The organism is Streptomyces sp. NPDC008079, from assembly GCF_042957385.1.
In the GTDB taxonomy this organism is placed as follows: Bacteria; Actinomycetota; Actinomycetes; order Streptomycetales; family Streptomycetaceae; genus Actinacidiphila.
Genome location: NZ_JBIBIC010000001.1, coordinates 1,198,894 through 1,221,672 on the forward strand (window position 1 = coordinate 1,198,894; position 22,779 = coordinate 1,221,672).

General features: G+C 72.0%; 17 protein-coding genes. 3 read left to right on the plus strand and 14 right to left on the minus strand.

Features of this window, described 5'->3' with window-relative positions; translation table 11 throughout:
• Positions 1-34: 34 nt before the first annotated feature.
• The 12 genes from ACFZAM_RS05275 to ACFZAM_RS05330 all read right to left on the minus strand — a co-directional run bounded on the left by ACFZAM_RS05275 (position 35) and on the right by ACFZAM_RS05330 (position 14,996).
• Positions 35-1,666 (minus strand): glycosyltransferase family 39 protein, encoded by a 1,632-nt coding sequence (locus ACFZAM_RS05275; RefSeq protein ID WP_391042889.1) that lies wholly within the window; start codon positions 1,664-1,666, stop codon positions 35-37.
• A gap of 212 nt (positions 1,667-1,878) precedes the next feature.
• Complete coding sequence (locus ACFZAM_RS05280; RefSeq protein WP_391042891.1) at positions 1,879-2,730, minus strand: ATP-binding cassette domain-containing protein; 852 nt, start codon at positions 2,728-2,730, stop codon at positions 1,879-1,881.
• Positions 2,731-2,778: 48 nt separating this feature from the next.
• Complete coding sequence (locus ACFZAM_RS05285) at positions 2,779-4,881, minus strand: hypothetical protein (RefSeq protein ID WP_391042894.1); 2,103 nt, start codon at positions 4,879-4,881, stop codon at positions 2,779-2,781.
• A 277-nt stretch (positions 4,882-5,158) separates the two neighbouring features.
• Positions 5,159-5,452: a lactococcin 972 family bacteriocin gene (locus ACFZAM_RS05290; RefSeq protein ID WP_355336333.1), complete on the minus strand. Its 294-nt coding sequence runs from the start codon at positions 5,450-5,452 to the stop codon at positions 5,159-5,161.
• A 692-nt stretch (positions 5,453-6,144) separates the two neighbouring features.
• The gene (locus ACFZAM_RS05295) at positions 6,145-6,798 is read right to left on the minus strand and encodes a class F sortase (protein WP_391042897.1); all 654 of its coding nucleotides are present in this window, start codon (positions 6,796-6,798) and stop codon (positions 6,145-6,147) included.
• An 8-nt stretch (positions 6,799-6,806) separates the two neighbouring features.
• Positions 6,807-7,724: a DUF4397 domain-containing protein gene (locus tag ACFZAM_RS05300; protein WP_391042900.1), complete on the minus strand. Its 918-nt coding sequence runs from the start codon at positions 7,722-7,724 to the stop codon at positions 6,807-6,809.
• Positions 7,725-8,062: 338 nt separating this feature from the next.
• Entirely contained in the window at positions 8,063-9,406 is a 1,344-nt protein-coding gene (locus ACFZAM_RS05305) for a hypothetical protein (protein WP_391042902.1), read from the minus strand.
• 560 nt (positions 9,407-9,966) lie between these two features.
• A complete protein-coding gene (locus ACFZAM_RS05310) occupies positions 9,967-10,194 on the minus strand; it encodes a hypothetical protein (protein ID WP_391042904.1) in 228 nt (75 codons plus the stop codon).
• Between the two features lie 116 nt (positions 10,195-10,310).
• Positions 10,311-11,186 (minus strand): geranyl diphosphate 2-C-methyltransferase, encoded by an 876-nt coding sequence (locus ACFZAM_RS05315; RefSeq protein WP_355336343.1) that lies wholly within the window; start codon positions 11,184-11,186, stop codon positions 10,311-10,313.
• A gap of 63 nt (positions 11,187-11,249) precedes the next feature.
• On the minus strand, positions 11,250-12,305 hold the full coding sequence (locus ACFZAM_RS05320) for a family 2 encapsulin nanocompartment cargo protein terpene cyclase (protein ID WP_355336438.1): 1,056 nt from the start codon (positions 12,303-12,305) through the stop codon (positions 11,250-11,252).
• A gap of 71 nt (positions 12,306-12,376) precedes the next feature.
• Positions 12,377-13,822, minus strand: a complete 1,446-nt coding sequence (locus ACFZAM_RS05325; protein WP_391042906.1) for a family 2B encapsulin nanocompartment shell protein — start codon at positions 13,820-13,822, stop codon at positions 12,377-12,379.
• Positions 13,823-14,189: 367 nt separating this feature from the next.
• Complete coding sequence (locus tag ACFZAM_RS05330) at positions 14,190-14,996, minus strand: DeoR family transcriptional regulator (RefSeq protein ID WP_391042909.1); 807 nt, start codon at positions 14,994-14,996, stop codon at positions 14,190-14,192.
• A 72-nt stretch (positions 14,997-15,068) separates the two neighbouring features.
• On the opposite strand from ACFZAM_RS05330, the gene ACFZAM_RS05335 reads away from it, so the two are divergent.
• From ACFZAM_RS05335 to ACFZAM_RS05345, 3 genes are all read left to right on the plus strand, one after another.
• Positions 15,069-16,370: an MFS transporter gene (locus tag ACFZAM_RS05335; protein WP_391042911.1), complete on the plus strand. Its 1,302-nt coding sequence runs from the start codon at positions 15,069-15,071 to the stop codon at positions 16,368-16,370.
• 198 nt (positions 16,371-16,568) lie between these two features.
• Positions 16,569-17,849: a betaine/proline/choline family ABC transporter ATP-binding protein gene (locus ACFZAM_RS05340; protein WP_391042914.1), complete on the plus strand. Its 1,281-nt coding sequence runs from the start codon at positions 16,569-16,571 to the stop codon at positions 17,847-17,849.
• Complete coding sequence (locus ACFZAM_RS05345) at positions 17,842-19,662, plus strand: ABC transporter permease/substrate binding protein (RefSeq protein WP_355336351.1); 1,821 nt, start codon at positions 17,842-17,844, stop codon at positions 19,660-19,662. Before ACFZAM_RS05340 ends, ACFZAM_RS05345 begins: the two co-directional genes overlap by 8 nt.
• Before the next feature lie 203 nt (positions 19,663-19,865).
• On the opposite strand, the gene ACFZAM_RS05350 is transcribed toward ACFZAM_RS05345, so the two are convergent.
• On the minus strand, positions 19,866-20,321 hold the full coding sequence (locus tag ACFZAM_RS05350; RefSeq protein ID WP_355336440.1) for a flavin reductase family protein: 456 nt from the start codon (positions 20,319-20,321) through the stop codon (positions 19,866-19,868).
• 74 nt (positions 20,322-20,395) lie between these two features.
• Entirely contained in the window at positions 20,396-22,765 is a 2,370-nt protein-coding gene (locus tag ACFZAM_RS05355; RefSeq protein ID WP_391042917.1) for a tetratricopeptide repeat protein, read from the minus strand.
• Between the last annotated feature and the right edge of the window lie 14 nt (positions 22,766-22,779).

A 22,779-nucleotide genomic window follows, 5' to 3' on the forward strand; every position in this document is an offset into this window, starting at 1 on the left:
GGCTGCCCGGCCCAGTCCCGTGCGGCCGGACGGTTCAGCGGGCGGCGCGCGCGGGGCGGGGAAGGCGTTCGTACACCGTCAACCGCCGTCCGTGGACGCGGACATCGGCCACCGGGGTGAAGTACGTCAGCAGGACCCGCATCTTCATCCGGTCCTGCGCCGCGGTCAGGGGGCGGGCGATCCAGGGGACGTCGGTGACCAGCAGGATGCGGTCCCGCGCGAGCATCGCCGTACGGATGCGGTCCGGGGCCGCCTCCAGGCCCTTCAGCGTTCCGGAGCGCTCCGGGGTCTCGGTCAGCGCTATGTCGTGCAGGCCGGAGAAGGCGCCGGGGGAGACGGATTCCGTGTCGCGGCGGGCGGAGGGGATGAAGAGGACGGCGTTGCCGGGGCGCTTGAGCCGCTGGACGTCGGAGGCCACGGCCATGACGTCGTCGACCCGGCTCTTCGGCGAGCGCTCGGCGAGCGACTGCGGGATCAGCGCCACCGTCGCGAGCGCGACCGCCACGGGGACGATCCACGCGGACGCGCGCGGGAAACGGGGCCGGGCGGCGCGCACCGCGGCGCCGATCGCCGCGCCGATGAGCAGCGCGAGGCCCAGCATGCTGAAGAGCACATAGCGGTCGAGGAACAGCGGCTGGAACAACGACACGCAGACCAGGCCGAGTTGCGGCACCGCGAGCAACGGCAGCCCCACGGCGGCGGCGGACAACCGGTCCGTACGGGGCCCGTCCGTACGAGGCGCATGCGCATGAGGCGCGTCCGCATGAGGCCCGTCCGTACGAGGCGCGTCCGTACGAGGCCCGTCCGTACGAGGCGCGTCTGACCGAGGTGGGGCGATACGAGGCGTGCCGGTACGAGGTGGGGCGATACGTAAGACGTCCGTACGGGCGCGGCCCGCGATACGGCGGCCGGACACCACCGCGCAGACGCCGCCGATCAGCACCAGCACCCCGGGCCCGATCAGCATGTGCCAGGTCAGCGGCGGAATCCAGGACACCTGCGCCGACTGGCCCCGGCTGAAGAGGGCCAGCGGAGTGACGGCCAGGACGGCGACGGCGGAGGCGGCCGTCCAGGCGGCCCACGTACGGCGGTCGGCGGCCCGGGACCAGAGCAGTGTGGCCAGGTGCGCGGGGAGGATCAGGAGCGAGAACCAGTTCAGCAGCCCGCAGACGAGGACGGCGCCGCCGTATCCCGCCCAGCGCCACGCGCGGCGGCGCGGTCCGGTGTCCTCCTGGAGCGCGGCGACCAGCAGCAGGGTCGACACCCCGGCCCCTGCGGCGACCAGCGCGTACGGCCGCCCCTCCTGGAGGTAGAACTGCACGGCGGGCAGCAGCCCGAACGCCAGCCCGCCCGCGAGGCCCGCGGCGGGACCGGCCAGCCGCCGCCCGATGAGCGCGACGCAGGTGGCCGCCACCGCGCCGGCCAGCACCGAGGGCAGCCGCAGCGTGGTCGTGTGGGGTCCGAACACGCTGAACAGGGCGTGCATCAGCAGGTAGTAGAGGCCGTGCACGACGTCCACGTGGTGCAGCATGCGCAGGATCTCGGGGGTCGACCGCCCGGCCACCTGCCAGGTGGCCGCCTCGTCACGCCAGACGGTGTGCTGCCGGGAGAGTCCCCAGAGGCCGAGGGCGAGAGTCCACAGCGGCGGAATCAGCCAGATCAGCATCGCCCGACTCGGTAAAGATGCCCGAGAGGCCGTGATGGTTGCTTTGAATCCCGAACGGCTTTGAATCGAACGGGATTTGCTGTCGGTGGACGTCAAAGAGGCACCCGAGGCAGTTTGTTGAATTGTGAACCGCCTGGAGGAAGCGTGATCGACACCCACTGATGGCGGTGACACGCATCCTACTCCGGCGCGCGCGGCGGACTTTCGGAACGTCATTTCTCCGCGCGCGCACCGCTCGAAATGGCCGTCGGTACGGTGGCCGGAACGTTGTTCGGCGCCGTGTTCGGCGCGTTGTTCGGTACGTTGTTCGGCGCGGCGGCCGATGCGGCGGTCGATGCGGGCGCGGGTACGGCCTGCCGGGGGGATGCCGTTGCGGCCCCTGCCCCTGGTGCGGCCCCCGCCCCCGGTGCGGCCCCCGCGCCCCTCCCCACCGCGAACACGTTGTCGCAGCGGTCCCGAACGCCCGCGTCGTGCGTGGCGATCACCACCGCGCACCCCGACCGGCTCAGCTCCCGCAGAATGTCCACCACCACGGCCGAGTTGGCGTCGTCGAGCGCGCCCGTCGGCTCGTCCGCCAGCACCAGCGCCGAGCGCTGGACGAGCACGCGCGCCAGCGCGACCCGCTGCTGCTCACCGCCGCTGAGGTGATGGACCGTCTCCTTGCCGCGCCCCGCGAGGCCGACCCGCTCCAGGGCCTCGGCGATCGCGGGCCCTGCCTTGCCGCGCAGCAACGGCCGCGGCCTGGCCGCGACTTCGAGATTCTGCTCGACGGTCTCGCTCTCGATGAGCGCGTAGTGCTGGAAGAGATATCCAAGGGTGTCACGGCGGAATTGCCGGATGTCGCGGCGGCCGAACCGCGTGATGTCCTTCCCCTCGTACCGGATGGCACCGGACGTCGGGCGGTCGAGCAGTCCGAGGCAGTTGAGGAGGGTCGACTTTCCCGATCCGCTGGGACCGACGAGAGCCAGCATCTCGCCGCGCTCCACGGTGAGGTTGACGTTGTCCCACAACGTGCGGGAACCATAGGACTTCGAAAGACTCTCGATCTCGATCAGCTTCGTCATGACAGGCACACTCCTGCTCGGTGGAGGAATTCCGTGGGCGCGGCCGGCTCAGGTCCCGGTCGCGCCCTCCTTCACGATGCGGCGGTGGAAGTAGGCGAGGGCGAGCAGCACGGCGGCCAGTTCGAAGACGACCAGACCGCTGATGACACCGAGGTCGAGCGCGGTCAGCCGGGTCGGCTCGAAGGTCGCGGGCTCACCGGCGGCGGCCAACTGCCGCAGGTGCTGGCGCTGTTGCCACGCCTGGAACGGCACCCGGGTCGCGAAGATCACCGCGATGGCCACCTCGACGGCCAGGAGGAAGCGGTGCGAGGCGACGTACCGCCAGCCGCTGACGTGCTGGGCGAAGATGCTCTGCGCGTTCTTGCGGGCGTAGATGAGGCAGACGCCGACCGCGGCGATGAGGAGCACCATCGCGGCGATGACCAGGTTGAAGATCTGGACCCGGAGTTCGGTGAGCGCCTTCCTGAGGTCGAGGGCGGTCTTCTCGCCCACCGGACTCATGGAGTTCACGTAGTCCTGGAGGTGTTCCGCGCGGATGCCCGCGGTCACGTCGGCGGGGTCGGGGAAGACGACTCCGGCCTGTGTCGCGATGGCGGTGTAGGCGTCGTCGGTGAGGAAGCGCGATCCGTTGGGGACGACGATGACGACCGGGTCGCGCACCATGGATCGGTCCTCGGCCGCGTCGTGGCCCGAACGGTAGGAGTACTCACCGGTGTTGTAGCCGAAGACGCGCTGGCCGCCGCGGGTCGCCGAGACCTTCATGGGGACGCGCCCGGTGAGGTCGGGGTCGATGATCGCCTCGGCGGCCTTGGTGATCGCGGGGGTGTCCGACGCGAGCGTGTCGGGGATCAGCAGCCGTACCGCGCGGGCGTCCGCGGCCGTCGCGCTCCCGGCCTGCGACGCGTAGCGCCGCCCCGCCGGGTCGACCATCGGCTGCCGTGCCAGATAGGTGTCGTTGACGACGAGGATCTCGCCGGAGGGCAGGTGCTCACCGGGCGCGGACATCTGGAGGTCCCGCCGCCCGGCCACGATCACCTCGCCCCGCGCGTCGGCTCTGCGCAGCCACGGCCCGACGTGCTGGTCCAACTGGTCCATGTGCATGGCGAATGCGCCGCTGAGCCGGATCGACACGGCGTCGCCGACCGCGTGGTACGCGTCCCGGTTGTCCTCACGGGTGAGAACGTCGCGGCTCGCGAGCGTGGCGTTGGTGGCGATGCTGAGCGCGAGCAGCAGCGCCGGGACACGGACCAGGTAGACGCTCAAGGACGCGGCTCGGGACGGGAGTTCGCCCTTGAGTGCGGGCAGGACGCCGACCTTGAACGTCAGCGCGAGCGCCGCCGCGTGCGCGGCCAGGACGACGGCGGCCAGCAGGACGGCGAGGACCGCGGCCACGGCGGCGAACAGGCCGAGCCACGCGAGGCCGTTGTAGAGGCCGAGGAAGGTGAGGACCGCGGCCGCGACGACGGCGGCCGACAGCGGCCAGAAGACGGCGAGCCGCCGCAGGTCGCGCAGCAGGATGCCGGTGAAGGACATGCCCTGCATGCGCAGTACGCCGTACGCCCGCGCGTTGAGCAGCACGCTCGCGCCGGTCATCGTCAGCGCCGCGAGGGCGACGACGTAGAAGGAACGGAAGAGCGAGTCGTTCTTGTACCGGTCGATCAACCCCCGTGCGGACAGCGGGTGGCTGACCTCGACCGTCATGCCGAGGTGCGTGAACTCCAGCCGCAGGGCGTCGGCGGCGCCCGCCGGCCCGAAGACGTAGTACGTGCCGCGCGGGTCGAGTTGGCCGACGTCGGCGAGCGGGTGCACGCGGGTGGTGAAGTTCTCGCTGAACGCCGGGTAGCCGTGGTCCAGCCACTTCGCGGTCCGCGTACCGGTGCCGCCGGGCGCGAGGTACAGGTGGCGGACCGTGTCGGGGTTCTTGAGGTCGGGCACCTCGCGCGCGACCCCGACCCCGTGCCGCGCCGCGAACGACTCGACGGCCTGAACGACGTGGGGCGCGCTCGTCGATCCGTCGGAGTCGAGCACGTCGACCATGGCGGAGTTGCCCAGCACCCCGTCCTCGTCGAGTCCGCGCACGAAGAGGAAGGCCAGGATGGCGGAGAAGGCCAGAAGGGCGGCGTGGACGACTCGAATACCGCGATGCAGCATGGTGATTCCTCGGTTGAGGGCGCTCGGGAATTCAGACGGGCGTGACGGCGTGACGGCGACGTACGGTGTACCGGCTGTTCACGGCTTACCGCTTGCGGCTTGCGGCTTACGGCGGGCGCGGGAGGGGCGAGCGGCCGTGGAGGCGGTGACGTCCCCGCCTCCACAACCGCGCCGGATCACCCGGCCGTTACCACCCGGCGGCTACCGCCCGACCGGTACCGCCCGACCGGTACCGCCCGGCCGGTCAGCCATGACCGGCCTCCTCGCTGACGGAGGGTCAGCAGGACGGGTTGTAGTAGTAGCTGACCGAGTTGCCGTTCAGCCCCGCGGAGGCCAGGGACCATACGCCCTTGGCCGTGCAGCCGCTGCCGAACACGACGGTGCCGATCTTCACCGACGACGCGTGCTTGTTCGTCGGGTGCTTGTAGTTCGACCACGCGGTGTTGGCGCCGTGGTCGTAGCTCCACTTGCCGCCGCCGACGTCGACCGAGGTGGCCAGGGCCGGCGTGGCGGCGGCGAAGCTGAGGGCGACAGCGGCGACGGCGACCTTAATTCCGGTTTTCTTGTTCATGAATGAACTCCGCTTTCTCGTGGGCTTGATCGGACGAGGCAGAACCCTGGCACACATTCAGTTGCACTGGCAACCATGAAATTGCGCTCCGGGAATTGCCTGTCGCGGGCGGGTCGGAACGGTCCGCCCATGCCTGAATCCACCGGCGTCAGCGGGCGGCGACGGCGGTGGTCGGCAGGCGAATGGGAAGCGGGAATTCCGCACCGCGCGATGTCCGGCCGGGGGCCGGATTTCGGGCGGTACGGGGTACGTGGACGCCCGGCGCGGGCGGGCGGGCGCCGGTGCGGACGGCGACGCGTCAGGCGGTCGCCGCTGCGGGCCCGTACCGTCTCACGTGCTGCGCTGCGCCGATGGGCGGTCTTCTGATCCCACGCATGTGTGCTCCCCCGTGCCGGTGCCGGGTGGTCCGCGGCAACCCGGCCGACGATAGGCGCGGATCCGGCCGACCTCGAATCCCGTACCGAGGCTTGGCGCGTTCTCGGCGGTATGCGGCTTGAATCAGATCCGGGAAACGGCCCTCCGGCGCGGAATTCCGGATTCAACTTGATTCACGCTGCAAGTAAGGTGCGGCATTCCGTTTTCCGCGATGTACGGCTATCCGGAACGGCGTTGCGGGAATGTCAGACCGCTCCCGCGAAACGCATTCGGAATCCTCACGGCGCGCTGTGTCGCGGGGGACGAGGCGGGCGGCCTCAGGGCAGGAGGCGGGCGAAGACGACGATGTTGTCGAGGTAGGTGTGGCCGGTGAAACGGCCGCCGCAGGTGATCAGGCGGAGTTGGGGGTCGGGGCGCGGGGCGTAGACGGCCTCGGTGGGGAACGCGTCCTTGGCGTAGCTCCGGACGGACGTCACCTGGAAGCGGACGGTCCGGTTGTCGTCGAGGGTGACGCGGATGACGTCGTTGACCCGCAGGAGTGAGAGACGGGAGAAGACGGCGGGGCCGCCGGGGGAGTCGACGTGGCCGACGAGCACGGCGGGGCCGGGGGCACCGGGGACCGGGCCCGCGTCGAACCAGCCCGCCCGGCTCGGCCGCGAGGGGGTGTCCAGGGCGCCGGAAGGGGTCAGGCCGAGCGGTTCGAGCGGGGTGTCGACGTCGATGGCCGGGATGGCGAGCGCGCGGGGCCGGGCGTCGGTCGCCTCCGTCGGGGCCACGGGCCGGCTGACGACCCGGCCCGGCTCCGGGGCGACCGCCCCGACGGCGGCGCGCGCGTGGCCGGAGCCCGGCCGCGTCCCCAGATTCGCGGCGAGGCCGACGGCGCCGCCCGCGACCGTCACCGCTCCGAGGACGGCGAGCGCCCCGGCCGCTCCCCGATGACGCGGCCGGGGCCGTGCGTGTCGCGGCGCCATGACGCCGCTCAGCCGCGCCGCAGTCGGCGTACCGACAGCACCAGCAGGCCGGAGCCGATGACCAAGGCGGCTCCCCAGCCGACCAGTTGGGGCGTACGGGAGCCTTCGGCCGCCGCCTTCCGCTGGTCGAGACCGCCGAAGCCCGCGTCCACGCCGCCGTGGGGCTGACGGCTCGGCCCCGCGGAGTCGGTGAGGTCGAGCAGGCCGGGCGCGGAGCCGGTGGAGGACAGGACGACCAGCGTGTGCGTGCTGCGGCCGGTCAGTTGGACGGTACGGGAGGTCGTCGCGGCCCCGGCCGAGACCCGTACGGTCGTGCTGCCCGCGGACACCGTGCGGTACGGGGTCGAGGCGGGGAAGCGCAGCGAACCCTGGTTCAGCGCGGCCACGTGGACCGCGACGGCGGGCTGGCTCAGCGACGCCTGGATGACCCGTACCGCCGCCTGGCCCTGCGGGGCCGACAACTGGTCGGAGAGCGTGCGCAGTTGCAGCGCCGAGTTCGGGCCGAGCCCGGCGACGGTGTACGCGCGGCCCTGCACGACCCGCACGGTCGAGGAGATGACCGGCGACACCGACGCCGGGTCGCCCGCCTTGCGCATCGCGACCGTGTACTGGCCGGTGGCGACCGACTCGTACGGCGAAGCGTGCCCGTACGACACGCTCTTGAGCACCATCGCGGCCTTCGATCCGCCGAAGGGGTAGAGGTAGACGTCCACCGGCGGCGTACCGGGCGAGAAGTGCGCCAGCCGCAGCCAGCCGCCGGACCAGGCGGGAGCCGCCGACGCACCGGCCGCGGCCGGGCCCGCCAGCACCGCGGCGCTGAGCGTGAGAACGGCGGCGGCGCCGAGCGCGGCGGCCCGCGACGAGGATCTGGACGACGGTCTGGACGACGATCCGGTGCGCGCGGTCGCCCGCGGGAAAAGCCTCATGCGAAGTCCTTCTGACGGGCGATTGCGCCGATTGGTCCGGCGTTCAGGAGCGGGGGCGGGGGCGGGGGCGAGGGCGCGGTCTGGGCGTGCGTCGGTGCGGGCCGGGGTCGGGCCGTCTGACGGGCGGGTGTGCCGGTCGGCTCGGGGTTCAGGGGCGGGGTCGGGGTCGGGGCCTGTGTCGGGGCGGCTCGGGGTCGGGCCGCCCAACGGGGTGGGCCGGTCGGTCCGGCGTTCACGGTCGGGCCGGGGGCCGGTACGGGGTCGGCTGCGGCGTCCACGGTCGAGGTCCGGGTTCGGGCCGGGCCCGGAGGGCGGGCCGGGCGGGGGCGATGCGGCGTTCACGACGGGGAGTTGGCGCTGACGAGGCCGTCGGGCGCGGGCTGGTCGTACAGCACGGTCAGGACGGCGGGGGTTCCGGCGCCGCCGGTGCGGGCCGCGGTCCGCAGCGGCCGGTAGGGCGGCTGCTGGGCGTCGACGAGGGCGCGCAGCGCGGCGGCCTGCGGTCCGCTCCCCGTGGCCGGGGCGCCGTCCACGCGCGAGATCGCCACGCCGCCGCGCGGGACGTCGGCACCGGCGCCGGGCGCGGGCGCGTCGAAGGACGCGACGGTGAGGGTGTGACCGCTGCTGAGGACGGCGAGCAACGCGCAGACGCGCAGGTCGACATGACCACTCGTCAGAAGCGCGCGCGTGCCGCCTTGGAAGGTGATCCGCTGGTTGGCGGCGAGCGCCGCCCCCGAGAAGCGCCGCTCCGCGCGGTCCGCGGCGGCCACGCGCTCGTACGCCGTACGCCCGGCGTGGGCGATCGGCAGCACCTCGGCGCGCTGCGCGTCGGCCGCCGCGTCCGTCCCGCTACCGCTGCCGGGCCCGTCACCCGCCTCGTCACCCGCCCCGGCCCCGTCACCCTCACCCCCGCCGAACACGGCGAGCGGCTGCGGGCCGGTCAGATCCCGTAGCGCGTCCCCCGCCATCGCGCGCAACGGGCCGGTGACGACGGCGACATCGGCGCCGAGCAGCTGCTGCGGAGAGGAGGTGACGGTGAGCGTGGAGCCCGCGGGGAAGCCGTGCGACACGAGCGCGGCGCAGACGGCGACATCGCAGGCGACGACGTGGGTGGGGCCGATGTGCCCGGCCACCCAGGTCGCGACGGCGTCGCGGATCGGCGGTGGCGTGGACGGGGAGACCGACGCGGAAGACGACGCGGACGACGACCCGGAAGACGACCCGGACGCGGACGCGTTCGGATCGACGGCCGCCGTCGGCCGGTCGGAGCCCTCGGTCCCGGACCCGGTCCCGGAGCCGCCGCGGTCGCGCAGGACGACCACGGCCGCCGCGGACACCACCGCCAGGACGAGCACGGTGACCGCGAGCGCCCGGCCCCGGTGCCGCCGGGCGGCCCGTTCGCCGGGCGCGGCCGGCGCCTTCGGCCTCAGCCCGAGGTGGCGCCGGACGAAGGACCGCAGGGTGTTCCAGTAGATCCGGAGCCAGGACGGCTCGTCGGGGCCGCCGGGTCTGGGAGGTTCACCAGGCCCCGACGGCCCCCCGCCCCCGGACGGTCCCGCGGCCTTCCCCTCCCGGGCCGCGGGTTCGAGCCCCGGCACCAGGCCGGGCGGCAGGCCGAGCGCCGGTCCCGGCGGCCGTGGCCGCCGTACCGGTGTGCGGGGCTCGAAGAAGTTCTGCGACATGGACCGCTCACGGGTTGGAAGGGGAACGGCGCCCGCGCGGCGGTGACGACCGCCGCCCGGACGACCGGGACCGGGGCGTCACGGGCTGGTGCCCGCTTCCGCGAAATCGGCCTCCCCCCTGAGGAAGCCGACTCCGCAGCGCCTCGGAGCGAAAGGAATCCAGCCCGAATATCAGCACACTTGAACGAAACTGACAAGCCCTCTCACTTTCCGTTCAATCTCGGACACGGAGTGAATCCCGAATATGCCCGCTGCGATCAAACATGCTGGTCAGCGCGGCGAGAGTGGTGATGATCATTACGGTGATCCTTTTACTCGCGAGTAATTCACTCACGCACCACAAAGCTCATCGGGAGCGTCCCGGTATTCGGGCACGACAAATTCCGGACGCGGGCTGAATGCGCAGAAATTCAGCAGATCCCGCGGTCCGGAAACGACACCTCCACAGCTCAGTGGAGGTAAGCGGCAGGCCCGGTCCTTCCCGTACGACGACCACACGGAGACGCTCTCCTGCCCCGTATTCGGAGCCGCTCCGGCCGCGGATGGGTCGCCGGCCAGGATCAGTCGGCGAGCACGACGGTTCGCCGTGCGGCGGCGATCAGGGCCCGCCCGATGTCGGCCTCCGGCTCGCTCGCGGCGGTGAACCGGCCGGTCTGGACGCCGTGTACGGCCAGGAACACCGTGTCCGTCGCCTGTGCCTGCGCCTCCCCGAGATCCGGGCCTCCACGCTCGCCGACGAGGGCGTGGCCCTCGGCGCCCTGCGCCTGGCCCTCGACGAGGTCGACCACCGTCTGTTCGGTACGGGCCTGTCCGCCCCCCTTCCGCCGCGCCGCCACTGACCCCCGGAACCCCGGCTCGTGTTGGTCCGAGCCGGGGTCCCCCCGGAGGTCTCGCGCGCCGAAGGTCAGACGCGGTCGGCGACGATCATCAGGTACTGGAAGCTGCCGTTCTTGTACGCGGTCAGGAAGGCGTCCTCGACTCCGGTGACCAAGTGGTCCGCGGACTTGCGCAGTTCCCAGTACGGGATCGTCGCGGCCGTCAGGTCCTCGACGTGGGTGGGCACCAGCCGGTGCTTGGCCATCGCCTGGAAGTACGCCGAGCGCGGGTGGATGTCGCAGATGTAGTGGGCGTTGATCAGGGACACCTCGCGGGACGCGCGCCCGTACGTGTCGTTGTAGCAGCCGGTGATGACGACGTAGCGACCGCCGCGGCGCAGCAGCCGGGCGTGCTCGGCGAAGAGCAGGTCCAACTCCACGTACATCGTCGACTCGTTGTTCCACGACGCGGCGTAACCGCCGGTCTGGAAGCCGGTGTCGAGCATGTTGCGGTGGTGGTAGCGGACCTTGCCGTCGATACCGCGCGCCCGCGCCTGCTCATTGGCGAAGTCGGCCTGCTTGGTGGAGAGCGTGACGCCGTCGGCGTGGCACTGGTAGCGCAGATTCGCGGTGACGCTGCCGCCGCCGCGCCCGCAGCCGGCGTCGAAGACCCGGTCCTCGGGGCTCAGCGGGCCCAGGTGCTTGGCGAGGAGTTCGGCCTGGGCGTGTTCGAGCCGGTGCAGTTCCGTGGTGATCAGATCCCGGCGCCTGGCGGGGTCCGTCTCGTCGAGTACGGACCAGTCCACGTCGCCGACACCGTAGTGGTGGTGGTACAGGTCGTCGATCCTGCCGAGTTCGAGGTTGACCGGATTCTGTTCGGCGTTCCAGTAGTCCGCGACGCGGGTCTGGTACGTGGACTGGGCCGGAACCGGTGCCTTGGCGACGCCGGGGTGCGAAATGGTCAACGCTGACTCCTCTTGGTACTGGGATCGGTCATCGTGCCGTGGAGCGGGTGAAGCGGCCTGCGCCTACCAGTAGTTGGGCAGGCGGTATCGGTGGGTGTTGGTCGCGTGCCATTCGTGGTTGCCGGCCACCCAGTCCGACAGCCCGCGTGCGTACCGCGCGACCAGCGGTGACGTCGCCGACGCGGCGGCGGCCTCCTCCTCGAAGGAGCCCATGATCCGGTTGTGGATCTCGACGCTCTCCAGATAGGCCGCCTTGAGTCCGCATCCCTCGTTTGCGGCCACGACCTGCGGCAGATTGAGGTGCGTCGGGTCGCCTTCCAGCTCCTTGGTGAAGGAGTAGAGGTCGTTGACGATGGTCGTCGCGTTGCAGGCCAGCGCCGTGATCCGCTGGATCTCCGGCCGCGCGTAGACGGCCTCGGGCAGCTCGTACCCGTCGACCGCGTCGATGATCGACAGGCAGGGGCGGAAGTTGTTGAACTGCCGCATCACCAGGTATTCCCACACCTGCGGGACGAAACGCTTCTCCGCCCAGGCCGCTTCGGCGAGATAGCCCAGGTGCAGCCGGGCGATGTCGTGCATGAAGCGGGTGGTCTGGCTCGGGGTGGCGAACTCCGCGTAGTCCCTCATCGCCCAGTGGTACGAGCGCAGGGGCCCGTCCGCCTGCATGCCGAGCCGCCACTGGGCCTCGGACTCGGGCGTGCCGTGGTGCGGGTCGATCGCCGACTGGGCCATGAGCAGCGGCCCGCCGAGGCCCTGGTGGGAACCGCCTCTTCCTTCCTCCTCCTCGCAGTAGCAGGAGTCCACCAGGTTCTCGGCGAGCAGCAACTCGCCCGCGACGGTGAGCCGTTCGAGGTCGGCGGCGCCCGGATGCTGGAGCACCACGGCCCGGCCGAACTGGAATCCCGCGAAGTCCCCGTTCCACGCGGGCGGGAACAGGTCGAGGCCGCGCGCCCACTCCTCGAGCCGCCGGTCCACCTCGTCGACCTTCGCCTGGTCCACGGGCGGCGCGGGCTGGTACCTGAGACCGGGAACGGCCCCGGTGCGCCGGGCCTTGAGCGTCCGGGTGAGATTCTGCGGACCGGGCAGTTGCCGGGGGACGGTGGGGGTGACGGCGGCCACCGTGGTGGCCGCCGCCCGCGACACGTCCGTGTCCGGGGGCGCGCCCGTCGCGTGGTCCACGCTCGGCCCGGTCACTCGACGGTCCTGCCGAGCTGGACGTTCTCCAGGATGCCGACCGCGTCGGGCACGAGGATCGCCATCGAGTAGTAGGCGGTGACCAGATAGCTGATGACCGCCGTCGTGCTCACCCCCATGCGGCGCATGTTCAGGCCCGGTTGGAGCTGATCCGGCAGCGCGGTCGGGAGCAGGCCGACCACGCCCTGGTCGTCCTCACCGGTACGCAGCGCGATGATGCTGCTGGTGTGGTGCCCGGTGATCGGGATCTTGCCGCAGGGCAGCAGCGGCACACCGCGCCAGGCGGGCACCGCGTGCCCGTTGACGTCGGCGAGGCCCGGCATCAGACCGCGCTTGCTCACCTGCCGGAAGAAGGCGGTGATCGCCTTCGGGTGGGCGATGAGGAAGCGGGTGCCGCGCCGCATGGACAGCAGCTCGTCCAGGTCGTCCGGTGTCGGCGGCCCGCTGAAGGTGCTGATCCGCTGGTCGTACTCGGTGTTGTGCAGCAGCCCGAAGTCGCGGTTGTTGACCAGCTCCCACTCCTGGCGCTCGCGGATCTCCTCGATGGTCAGCTTGAGCTGCTGCTGGGTCTGGTCCATCGGGTCGTTGTAGAGGTCCCCGACCCTGCTGTGCACGCGCAGCGTGGTCTGGGTCAGCGACAACTCGTACTCGCGCGGGGCCAGTTCGTAGTCCACGTAGCCGCTGGGGATCGACGGCTCGCCGCGGTGCCCCGCCTGCGTCGGGACGTCCGCCTCGCCGCGCCGGTTCGTCGGCCGCCGCTGCCGCTCGGCGTACGCGGCCAGGTGCGCGGCGAAGGAGGGGACGCGGTCGGCGACTTCGGCGACGACGGTCCAGGGGACGGTGAGCAGGACGGCCGCGGTGTCGGCCCGCGCCGAGGACGTCCACCGCGGCTCGTCCTGGCCGATGGACTCGTCCCCCAACTGGCCCCCGTCGGTGACGACTCCGGTGACCGCCTCCTCCCCGTACTTGCCCTCGGTGTACCGGGTCAGCCGTCCGTGGACGACGAGGTAGGTCTCGGTGATCGGCTGCCCTGCCGTGAACAGCGTGTCTCCGGCGCGCACTTGGCGGACCTCGTAGCGGCCGGCCAGTTCCCGCAGCACGGCGGTGTCCTGGTAGCCGCGCAGCGCCGGGAGTTCGGTCAGCGTCTCCGGGATCACCCGGACGTCGTCGGCGCCGTTCTGGTCGAAGCTCACCCTGCCCTGGCCGACGTGGAGTTGGAGCCTGCGGTTGACGCGGTAGGTGCCGCTCGGGACGTCCACCCAGGGCAGCATCCTGAGCAGCCAGCGCGAGCTGATCCCGCGCATCTGCGGTTCTGACTTGGTGGTGGTGGCGAGTTGCCGCGCCCCCAGGGTGCTGAGGCTGGTGAGCCGCGCGCCGTCGCCGGGTGCGGCGGGCGGCGGCTCGTCGGTCGTGGGGCTGATGGTGCTTTCCGAAGCGGGCACTTTGCCTCCGGGACGGGGAACAGAGCTGTGCGCACAGGCCGGTCGCGGACCGGACGGCCCGCGGGACCGAACGGCCCCGGGACCGGACGGCCCACCGCACGGGAACCAGCGAAACAGCCCGGGGCGCCGTCCCGGTACGGCGCGCGGGGGGCGACTTCGCGCCGCGAGTGGTGCAAACCTGCCGGCCGAGGCGGGAAGGGGCGCGCGCCCCCGCGATCACCTCAGCCCGCCGCCGCACCCCCGCCGCCAGGCGTTTTCCCCACCCTTCACGGGTTCGGGTGATCCCCCCGTCACAAGGTTTCACCCCGGCGCGCCCCCTGCCCGCGCGCCGTTCGCGGGAGGCGGGAAAGCCCCCGAGGGACACGTCTCAGACGGTGTGGACCGTGACTCCGGCCGCCGCGAGGGCTTCCGTCTTCTCGGCGGGGGCCGCTCCGTCCGTGACGACGGCGTCGAGGGCGGTCGGCGCGGCGACGAACGCCAGCGCCGTACGGGAGAACTTGGCCGCGTCGGCGACGGCGATGACCCTGCGGGCGGCGGAGATCGCGGCGCGCTTGACGGCGGCGTCGGCGAGGTCGTAGGCGGTGAGGCCGTCGGCCGCGGTGAGGCCGCAGCAGCCGATGACGGCGGTGTCGAAGCGCAGGGAGGCGAGCGACGCCTCGGTGAGCGGTCCGGTGAGGGCGAGTTCGCCGGGGCGGGGCTCGCCTCCCGGAAGCAGCAGCTTGACGTGGGCGGCGCCGGTGAGGGCGTTGGCCGCGTGGAGGGACAGCGGCATGACGGTCAGGCGCCGGTGTTCCAGGGCGCGCGCGACCTCAAGACATGTGGTGCCGCTGTCGAGCACGACGGACTCGCCGTCGGTGAGCATCTGCGCGACGGCGGCGGCGATCCGCCGCTTCGCGTCGCTCCCGTCCTGCGCGCGCAGCGCGAACGGCGGCTCCTCGCCGCGCAGCAGCAGGCTCCGGGCGCCGCCCCGGTAGCGCTCGATGACGCCCTGCTCGGCCAGCGCCTCCAGGTCGCGGCGGATCGTCATCTCGGAGGTGTCGGTGAGTTCCGCCAGGTCCGCGACGCTCATCCGGCCCGCCTCGCGCACGGCCTCCGCGATCCGCCGCAGCCGTTCCGCCGCCCCGGCGTGCGCCGCGCCGCCCGTTCCCTCAGTACCGCCCGCCGTACTCGCCATGACGCAATCGAACACCCGAGATGTTCGGATTGCAACTTTACAAACAGAGAATCTGTTCGTTACGTTCGAACCATGGAGAGATCCCTGCGGGCCGGACGGCTGGCCACCTTCGCCTTCTTCGCTCTCAACGGCTTCGTCCTGGGCATGTGGATCGTGCACATTCCCGCCATCGAACACCGCGTGGGCATCAGCCACGCCGTGCTCGGCTGGCTCCTTCTGCTGCTCGGCGGGGGCGCCTTCATCGGCATGCAGCTCGCCGGGCCCCTCACCGACCGGATCGGCTCCCGCAAGGTCGTACCCGCGAGCGCCACGCTGTGCGCCGCGGCCGTCGTCCTGCCGGGCCTGGCCACCAACCCGTGGGCGCTGGCCGCCGCCCTGTTCGTCTTCGGCTTCGGCAACGGCTCCCTCGACGTCAGCATGAACACCCACGCCGTCCAGGTCGAGCACGGATACGCCCGGCCCATCATGTCCGCCTTCCACGCCGTCTTCTCGGTCGGCGGCGTCATCGCCTCCCTGCTCGGCGCGCTCACCTTGAAGCTCGGCTGGAGCCCGGCGGTCACCCTCGGCGCCGCGGCCCTGGTCGGCCTCGCCGTCATGGCCCTGGCCGCCCCGGCGCTGCTCCCCAAGGAAGTGGCCGAGCGGGCGGACGCGAGCGCGGCCACGGATACGGCCACGGGCGCGGCGACGGCCACGGGCGCGGTGACGGGTACGGATACGGCCACGGATACGCCCAAGGCGGCGGCCAAGTCCGCGCGCAGGACCCCTTCCCGTATCTGGATCCTCGCCGCCCTCGCCCTGATGCTCATGCTCAGCGAAGGCGTCGCCAACGACTGGAGCGTGCTCCACCTGCGCGACGTCCTCGACGCCCCGCAGGCCACCGCCGCCCTCGCGTACGGCGCGTTCGCCACCGCGATGACCGTCGGCCGCTTCCTGACCGACTCGGTCGCCGCCCGCGTCGGCACGGTCGCGGTCCTGCGGTACGGCTCCGCCCTCGGCGCCGTCGGTCTCGCCACTGCCGCGCTGTCCAACAGCGTCCCGCTGGCCCTCATCGGCTGGACGGTCTTCGGTATCGGCCTGTCCGGCTGCATCCCGCAGCTCTTCAGCGCCGCCGGCCACGCGGACAAGGACGCGGCGGGCGCCAACGTCTCCCGCGTGGCGGGCCTCGGCTACCTCGGCATGCTCGCGGGCCCGGCCGTCATCGGCCCGCTCACCCACTTCATGCCGCTGAACGCCACCTTCGCCCTGCCGGTCGCCTTCTGTGTCATCGCGAGCGTCGCGGCGGGCACCCTGAAGCCGGACGCGGAGCCGGACACGGCGGCCGGGACGGACACGATGACGGAGACGGACGCCGCCAGTGCGCCGCACGGGGTCTGAGTGTCAGGCGGGGCTGACGAGCCCCCTGCGTTCTTGGACACGATCCGGTCACAATGAGCTGCCCCGCAAAGCGACATCAAATCGGGCATAGAGGACCGATTTAAGCCGTCTTGTTTGCGCTGCGTGTGACCTCGGGTAGGCGGCGACGCGGAGTCGGAAGGTTCGGCTCCGCTCTGTCCCCTGCCCCGAAAGGCCACCGTGACACAGCTCGTCGTCGAGCACGTAAGCAAGATCTTCGGCAGAAGGCCGAAGGAAGGAGTACGTCGGCTTCAGGAAGGCGCCGACCGCGAGAAACTGAGGGAGGAAGGGACGACCGCTGCGGTCGTCGACGCCTCCTTCACCGTGGAACCCGGCGAGATATTCGTCGTGATGGGCCTGTCGGGATCGGGCAAGTCCACCCTGCTGCGCATGCTGAACGGTCTGCTGGAGCCCACCTCGGGCAGGGTGCTGTTCGACGGGCGGGACCTCACGGCCCTGTCCGCGAAGGCCCTGCGCGACCTGCGCTCCCGCAGGATCAGCATGGTCTTCCAGCACTTCGCGCTCTTCCCGCACCGCAGCGTGCTGGAGAACGCCGCCTACGGCCTTGAGGTCCAGGGCCGCCCGCGCGAGGAGCGCGAGGCCAAGGCCGCCGAGGCGCTGGCGATGACCGGCCTCAGCGGCTGGGAGAAGTCCTGGCCCGACGAGCTGTCCGGCGGTATGCAGCAGCGCGTCGGCCTGGCCCGCGCGCTGGCCACCGACGCCGAACTGCTGCTGATGGACGAGTCGTTCTCCGCGCTGGACCCGCTGATCCGCCGCGACATGCAGGACCAGCTCCTCGAACTCCAGCAGCGGCTGCGCAAGACCATCGTCTTCATCACCCACGACCTGAACGAGGCCATGCGGCTCGGCGACCGTATCGCCGTCATGCGCGACGGCCGGATCGTCCAGATCGGCACCGCGCAGGACATCCTCACCGAACCGGCCGACGACTACGTGGCCAGCTTCGTGCAGGACGTCGACCGCTCCCGTGTGCTCACCGCCGCCTCGATCATGGAGGAACCGCGCGTGATGGTCAGCCCGGACGACGGGCCGCGCGCCGCGATGAGCGTCCTGCGCGACGACCACGCGTCCGCCGCCTTCGTCGTCGAGGGCGGGGCCGAGGGCGGTCGCAAGCTGGTCGGCACGGTCACCGAGGTCAGCTGCACGCAGGCTGACAACGATGGCACGGTGCGCGACCTCATGGACACCGACTGCGTGACGACCCAGGCCGACACCCCGCTGTCCGGCCTGCTCACGCCCGCCTCGCGGACGAAGCTGCCGCTGGCCGTCGTGGACGACGACGGGCGGCTCACCGGAGTGATCCCGCGCGTGGCGCTGCTCGCGGCGCTCGGCGACCACGAGGACGAGACCGCGCCCGAATCCGGGACCGTAGAAGCCGGGGCCGAATCCGGGACCGTCCAATCCGGGTCCTTCGAAGGGAAGGAGGCCGCCCGTGCCTAGGATTCACCTCGGTAACTGGGCGGAGGACGCCGTCAATTGGCTGACGGACCACCTCTCCTGGCTCTTCGACGCGATCAGCAGCGTCGTCAACCACATGTACGACGGCGTGGAATGGGTGCTCGGCGGCCCGCCGCCGCTGCTCATGGCGGCCATCCTCGCGGTGATCGCGCTGTGGATGCGCGGCCTCCCGGCGGGCGTACTCGCCTTCCTCGGCTTCGCGTTGATCGACTCCATCGCGCAGTGGGACGAGGCGATGCAGTCGCTGTCCCTGGTCGTCGTCTCCGGTGTCGTGGCCCTGCTGCTCGCGGTGCCGCTGGGCATCTGGGCGGCGCGCAGCCGGACCGCGAGCATGGTCGTCCGGCCGGTGCTCGACGTCATGCAGACGCTGCCCGCCTTCGTGTACCTGATCCCGGCGATCATCTTCTTCAGCCTCGGCACGGTCCCGGCCGTCATCGCCTGCATCGTCTTCGCGATGCCGGTCGGCGTCCGGATGACCGAGCTGGGCATCCGGCAGGTGGACGAGGAACTGGTCGAGGCCGCCGACGCGTTCGGTACGTCGCCGGGCCGCACGCTGATGCGCGTGCAGTTGCCGCTGGCGCTGCCGACCATCATGGCGGGCGTCAACCAGGTCATCATGCTGACGCTGTCGATGGTCGTCATCGGCGGCATGGTCGGCGCCGAAGGGCTCGGCTCGACCGTCTTCGGCGCGATCAGCCAGGTCAACATCGGCCTCGGCTTCGAGGGCGGCATCGCGGTGGTCATCCTGGCCATCTACCTCGACCGGATCACCGGCGCGCTCGGCGACCAGGTCTCGCCGCTGGGCCGCCGCGCCCTCGCGCTGGCCCGCGCGAAGCTCCCGACGCGCGGCCTGAGCGTGCTGCGCTACCGCCCGCGCCCCGCCGTCGGCCTGTCCGCCGTCGTCGCGCTCGCCCTGATCGCCTGCGGCACCGGCATCTTCGGCGGCGACTCCGACGACGGCCCCGCGACGGCCGGTTCGGCGGACGTCGGCAAGGGCCGGACGGTCAAGATCGGCTCCTTCAACTGGGACGAGTCCATCGCGTCGGCCAACCTGTGGAAGGAGGTCCTGGACTCGCGCGGCTACAAGGCCCAGGTCAACACCTACGACCCCGGCGCCGCCTTCACCGGCCTGTCCACCGGCAACTTCGACTACCTCACCGACGCCTGGCTGCCCACCACGCACGCGTCCTACCTCCAGCAGTACGGCAAGGACTACGCCGACCTCGGCAAGTGGTACGACCAGACGTCCCTGGAGGTCTCCGTCCCGTCCTACGTCAAGGGCGTCTCGTCCATGGCCGATCTCAAGGGCCGGGGCAAGGAGTTCGGCGGCAGGATCATCGGCATCGAGCCGGGCGCGGGCGAGATGAAGCTGCTCAACTCCACGGTGCTCAAGGGCTACGGCCTCGACAGCGAGTACAAGGTCGTCAGCAGCTCCACCTCCGCCATGCTCGCCGAGCTGAAGCGGGACTACGCGCAGCACAAGCCGGTCGCCGTCGTCCTGTGGTCCCCGCACTGGGCCTACAGCACGTACGAGCTGACCAAGCTCGCCGACCCCAAGGGCCTGTGGGGCAAGGCCGACTCCATCCACAATCTGGCCAACAAGGGCCGGGCGGACAAGCTGCCGCAGGTCACCGCCTGGATGAAGGACTTCCACCTCACCGAGGAGCAGCTCAGCTCCCTGGAGGCCGACATCCAGTCCGCCGGCCAGGACAACACGGCGGCGGGCGTCAAGAAGTGGCTCGCGAAGAATCCGGGGATCGCCGACAAGATGGCGCCGGTGACCGCCACCGGCTGACCCCCCGTCACGCCGACGACGCGGAAGAGGGGTTCGCGGAATCCGTACCGCATCGCGCTCGGACAGCCGGGGGCGCTCCGGCCGGGCGCCGAGCCGGTCGACCGGGCGGACGGCCCGGCGGGACGACCGTACGGGTACTCCGCTGTCCACCGCACGGTGGACGGGGAGCCCGCGGCGTCGTCCCGCCGGGCCGTCAACACGCCCTAGGGAAGAGCCAGATGGACGAACGCGCCGTCGTGGTGGATCAACGGCCGGGCGGGGGAGGGGGCGTGGGTGGCCTCGACGACCCGGCCGATGGCCAGGGCGTGGTCGCCGACCGGCACGAGCTGGACGAGGGAGACGATCAGAGCGGCGAGGACGTCGTCCAGCACGGGCAGGCCGCGCGGCCCCCGGTGCCAGGCGGTGGCCGCCCCGAATTTCGCGGCCCCGCCGTGGGCGAAGCGCCGGGCGGTGTCCTCCTGGCCCTCGGCGAGCAGGTGGACGGCGACATGGCGGGCGCTCTCCACGGCGGTGAAGGACGCCGCGTGCAGGCCGACGGTGAAGGAGACCAGCGGCGGGTCGAGGGAGACCGACGTCAGCGAGGTGGCGCAGAAGCCGACCGGCGGCCCGGCGTCCTCGCCCGCGGTGATGACGGCGACGCCCTTCGCGTGCTGCCGCATCACCGCCCGGTAGAGCCCGGGCCCCACACCGGCCTCCAACTCCGGTACGGAGGCGGGCGCCTCGGCGGACGCGGTCACGCCGCGCCCTCCCGGCCGCTCGGTACGGACTCCCGGCCGGCCGCTGCCGACTCCCCGTCGCCGGGCACGAACTCCCGCATCCGCTCGGCGATCTCCTCCACGAAGGGCGACGCCTCGCCCTCCCCGTAGGCCGCCAGGTGGTCGCGCCAGTCGGCGAAGGCGCCGTCCGTCTCGCCGAGCGCGAGGCGTACGGCGCCGCGCCGGTAGAGCAGGTCGGGGTCCTCGTCGGCGAGCGCCGGGATCGCGATGTCCAGGTCGGCCAGGGCCCGTTCGTACGCGCCCAGGTCGTACAGCGCCAGCGCCCGGTTGCCGCGCAGCACCGGGTCGTCGGCCAGCTCGATCGCGTGGTCCAGGTCGTCCACGGCCTCCGGCAGCCGCCCGGCGGAGTACGACAGCACGGCCCGGTTGACCCAGGCGGCGACGAACGACGGGTCGGACTCCAGGGCGGCGGTGAAACTGGTGAAGGCCGCGTCGACCTGCTCGGACTCGGCCAGCAGAGTCCCCTGCGCGCACAGCAGGTTGGCGTTCTTGGAGTCCAGCGCGAGGCCCGCCTCGACGTCCGCCGTCGCCTGCTCGATCTCCCCGAGCGCCATGAGCAGGTCGGCCCGGTTGACGAGGGTGTCGACGTGGCCGGGGTCGAGGATCGCCGCGTAGTCCAGATCGCGCAGCGCGGCTTCCTCGTCGCCCAACTCCCGCAGCAGATCGGCCCGGTTGAAGTGCGCCTCGTGGAACGGCGGGCTGAGCCGGATCGCCTCGGCGTAGTCGGCGAGCGCCGCGTCGAACTGCCCGTTGGCGCGCCGCCCTCCGGCCCGCTCGAAGTAGTAGTCGCCGTAGTCGGGGTCGCGGCTGATCACCAGGTCGTAGTCGGCGAGCGAGCCCTCGTGGTCGCCGCGCGCGGCCAGGATCTGCGCGCGGTTGTAGCGCAGCACCGAGCGGTGCAGAAGCTGCTCGTCCGGGCCGAGATCCTCGTCCGTCATCGCGATGGCGTCGTTGACCAGCGCCAGCGCCGCGTCCAGGTCGGCGCGGTGCAGCTCGACCAGCGCCTTCGCGTTCCGCATGAAAGCGCCCACGAAGACCCGGCGGTGCGGGTCCGGGTTCCAGTCCGCGATGGCGATCGCGGTGTTGACCCACTCCAGCGCCCGCATCTCGTCGTGCATGCCCTTGGGCAGGTGGCGGGTGTAGAGCATCGCCATCATGTAGCAGCTATTCATGTGGATCTCGGGCTCGGTGCTGCCCGACCGCAGCTCGGCGAAGTACGAGAAGCCCTTCTCGCCGCGCCGCAGATACGACAGGCACGCGCCGATCTTGTTGGTGAGGTTCCAGTACGGCTTGGGCCGCGCGTCGCCGAACAGCGCCCGCCCGCGCTGCGAGATCTCCAGCGCCGCCTCGTAGAAGCCGCTGTCGAAGCAGGACTCGCAGGCGTCCACGAAGGCGGTGCCCGCCCCGGCCGCCGGGTCGGTGCCGTGCTCCAGGTGGTACAGGTGCGCGCCCAACGACACACCCGGCTCGGCGCGTTCGGCCAGCAGCTCCGCGCGGGCGCTGTGCCGGGCGGCCCGCTCGGCCGGGTCCAACGCCTCGTAGGCGGCGATCAGTCGCGGGTCCTTGCTGGTGCCGTCCGCGTCGATGAAGAGCTGCGCGAGATCGGCGCCCTCCAGGTGCTCGTCCAGGTGCTCGTCCGGCAGCTCGGCAGGCCGCTCGTCCGGGGTCCCGGCCGCTTCCGGCGCGGCCCGGTCGGCGTACGTGCGCAGCGCCTGCCCCAACTCGTCGTCGGCGAGACCGTCCGTCTCCACCACCAGCCGCAGGACGGCCGGGTCGCAGCGCCGCAGCAGGACGGAGACCAGCTCACGGTCGGTGGGGTCGGCGTCGTCCAGCTCACGGAAGCGGATCACCGTACCGCCGGGGCGGACGGTACGCGCCCAGTCCGTCAGCAGCTCGGCGACGCCGTGCGAGACGCGCAGCGTACGGGCGACGGAGTAGAAGCGGGTGCGCTCGGCGCGGCTGGCGAGCGCGGTCAGCGTCTGCGGCGCGATCGGCACCCGGGGTGCCAGGTCGGGTGCCAGCGAGATCACCTCGGTGGCCCGCGCGGCAATGAACTCGTCGTGCTCGCCCGCCAGTTCGGGGATCACCGCGCGCAGCAGGGCCCCGCCCCCGGTGTACGGGCCCCGCAGCCGGCGGTGACAGCGCACGTCGATGTCGGGCTCGGGCGCGGGCGGGAGGTCGCCGTACGTGACGGAACCGGCCGGGTCGGCGGGGTCGGCGGCGGTGCCGGTGGCGGCGACCCAGCAGTGCCGAGGCGGGGACGAGGTCATGAAGTGCTCCTTGTGGTCCTGGAGTTCCTGGGAGTTCCTGAGGTTCGTGGGGTTCATGCGAGCTGAGCGGG

Excerpts from the sequence above, each read along its gene's own strand:
- ACFZAM_RS05275 (WP_391042889.1), bottom strand. The coding sequence starts at position 1,666 with ATGCTGATCTGGCTGATTCCGCCGCTGTGGACTCTCGCCCTCGGCCTC.
- ACFZAM_RS05280 (WP_391042891.1), bottom strand. The coding sequence starts at position 2,730 with ATGACGAAGCTGATCGAGATCGAGAGTCTTTCGAAGTCCTATGGTTCC.
- ACFZAM_RS05285 (WP_391042894.1), bottom strand. The coding sequence starts at position 4,881 with ATGCTGCATCGCGGTATTCGAGTCGTCCACGCCGCCCTTCTGGCCTTC.
- ACFZAM_RS05290 (WP_355336333.1), bottom strand. The coding sequence starts at position 5,452 with ATGAACAAGAAAACCGGAATTAAGGTCGCCGTCGCCGCTGTCGCCCTC.
- ACFZAM_RS05295 (WP_391042897.1), bottom strand. The coding sequence starts at position 6,798 with ATGGCGCCGCGACACGCACGGCCCCGGCCGCGTCATCGGGGAGCGGCC.
- ACFZAM_RS05300 (WP_391042900.1), bottom strand. The coding sequence starts at position 7,724 with ATGAGGCTTTTCCCGCGGGCGACCGCGCGCACCGGATCGTCGTCCAGA.
- ACFZAM_RS05305 (WP_391042902.1), bottom strand. The coding sequence starts at position 9,406 with ATGTCGCAGAACTTCTTCGAGCCCCGCACACCGGTACGGCGGCCACGG.
- ACFZAM_RS05330 (WP_391042909.1), bottom strand. The coding sequence starts at position 14,996 with ATGGCGAGTACGGCGGGCGGTACTGAGGGAACGGGCGGCGCGGCGCAC.
- ACFZAM_RS05335 (WP_391042911.1), top strand. The coding sequence starts at position 15,069 with ATGGAGAGATCCCTGCGGGCCGGACGGCTGGCCACCTTCGCCTTCTTC.
- ACFZAM_RS05350 (WP_355336440.1), bottom strand. The coding sequence starts at position 20,321 with ATGCGGCAGCACGCGAAGGGCGTCGCCGTCATCACCGCGGGCGAGGAC.
- ACFZAM_RS05355 (WP_391042917.1), bottom strand. The coding sequence starts at position 22,765 with ATGAACCCCACGAACCTCAGGAACTCCCAGGAACTCCAGGACCACAAG.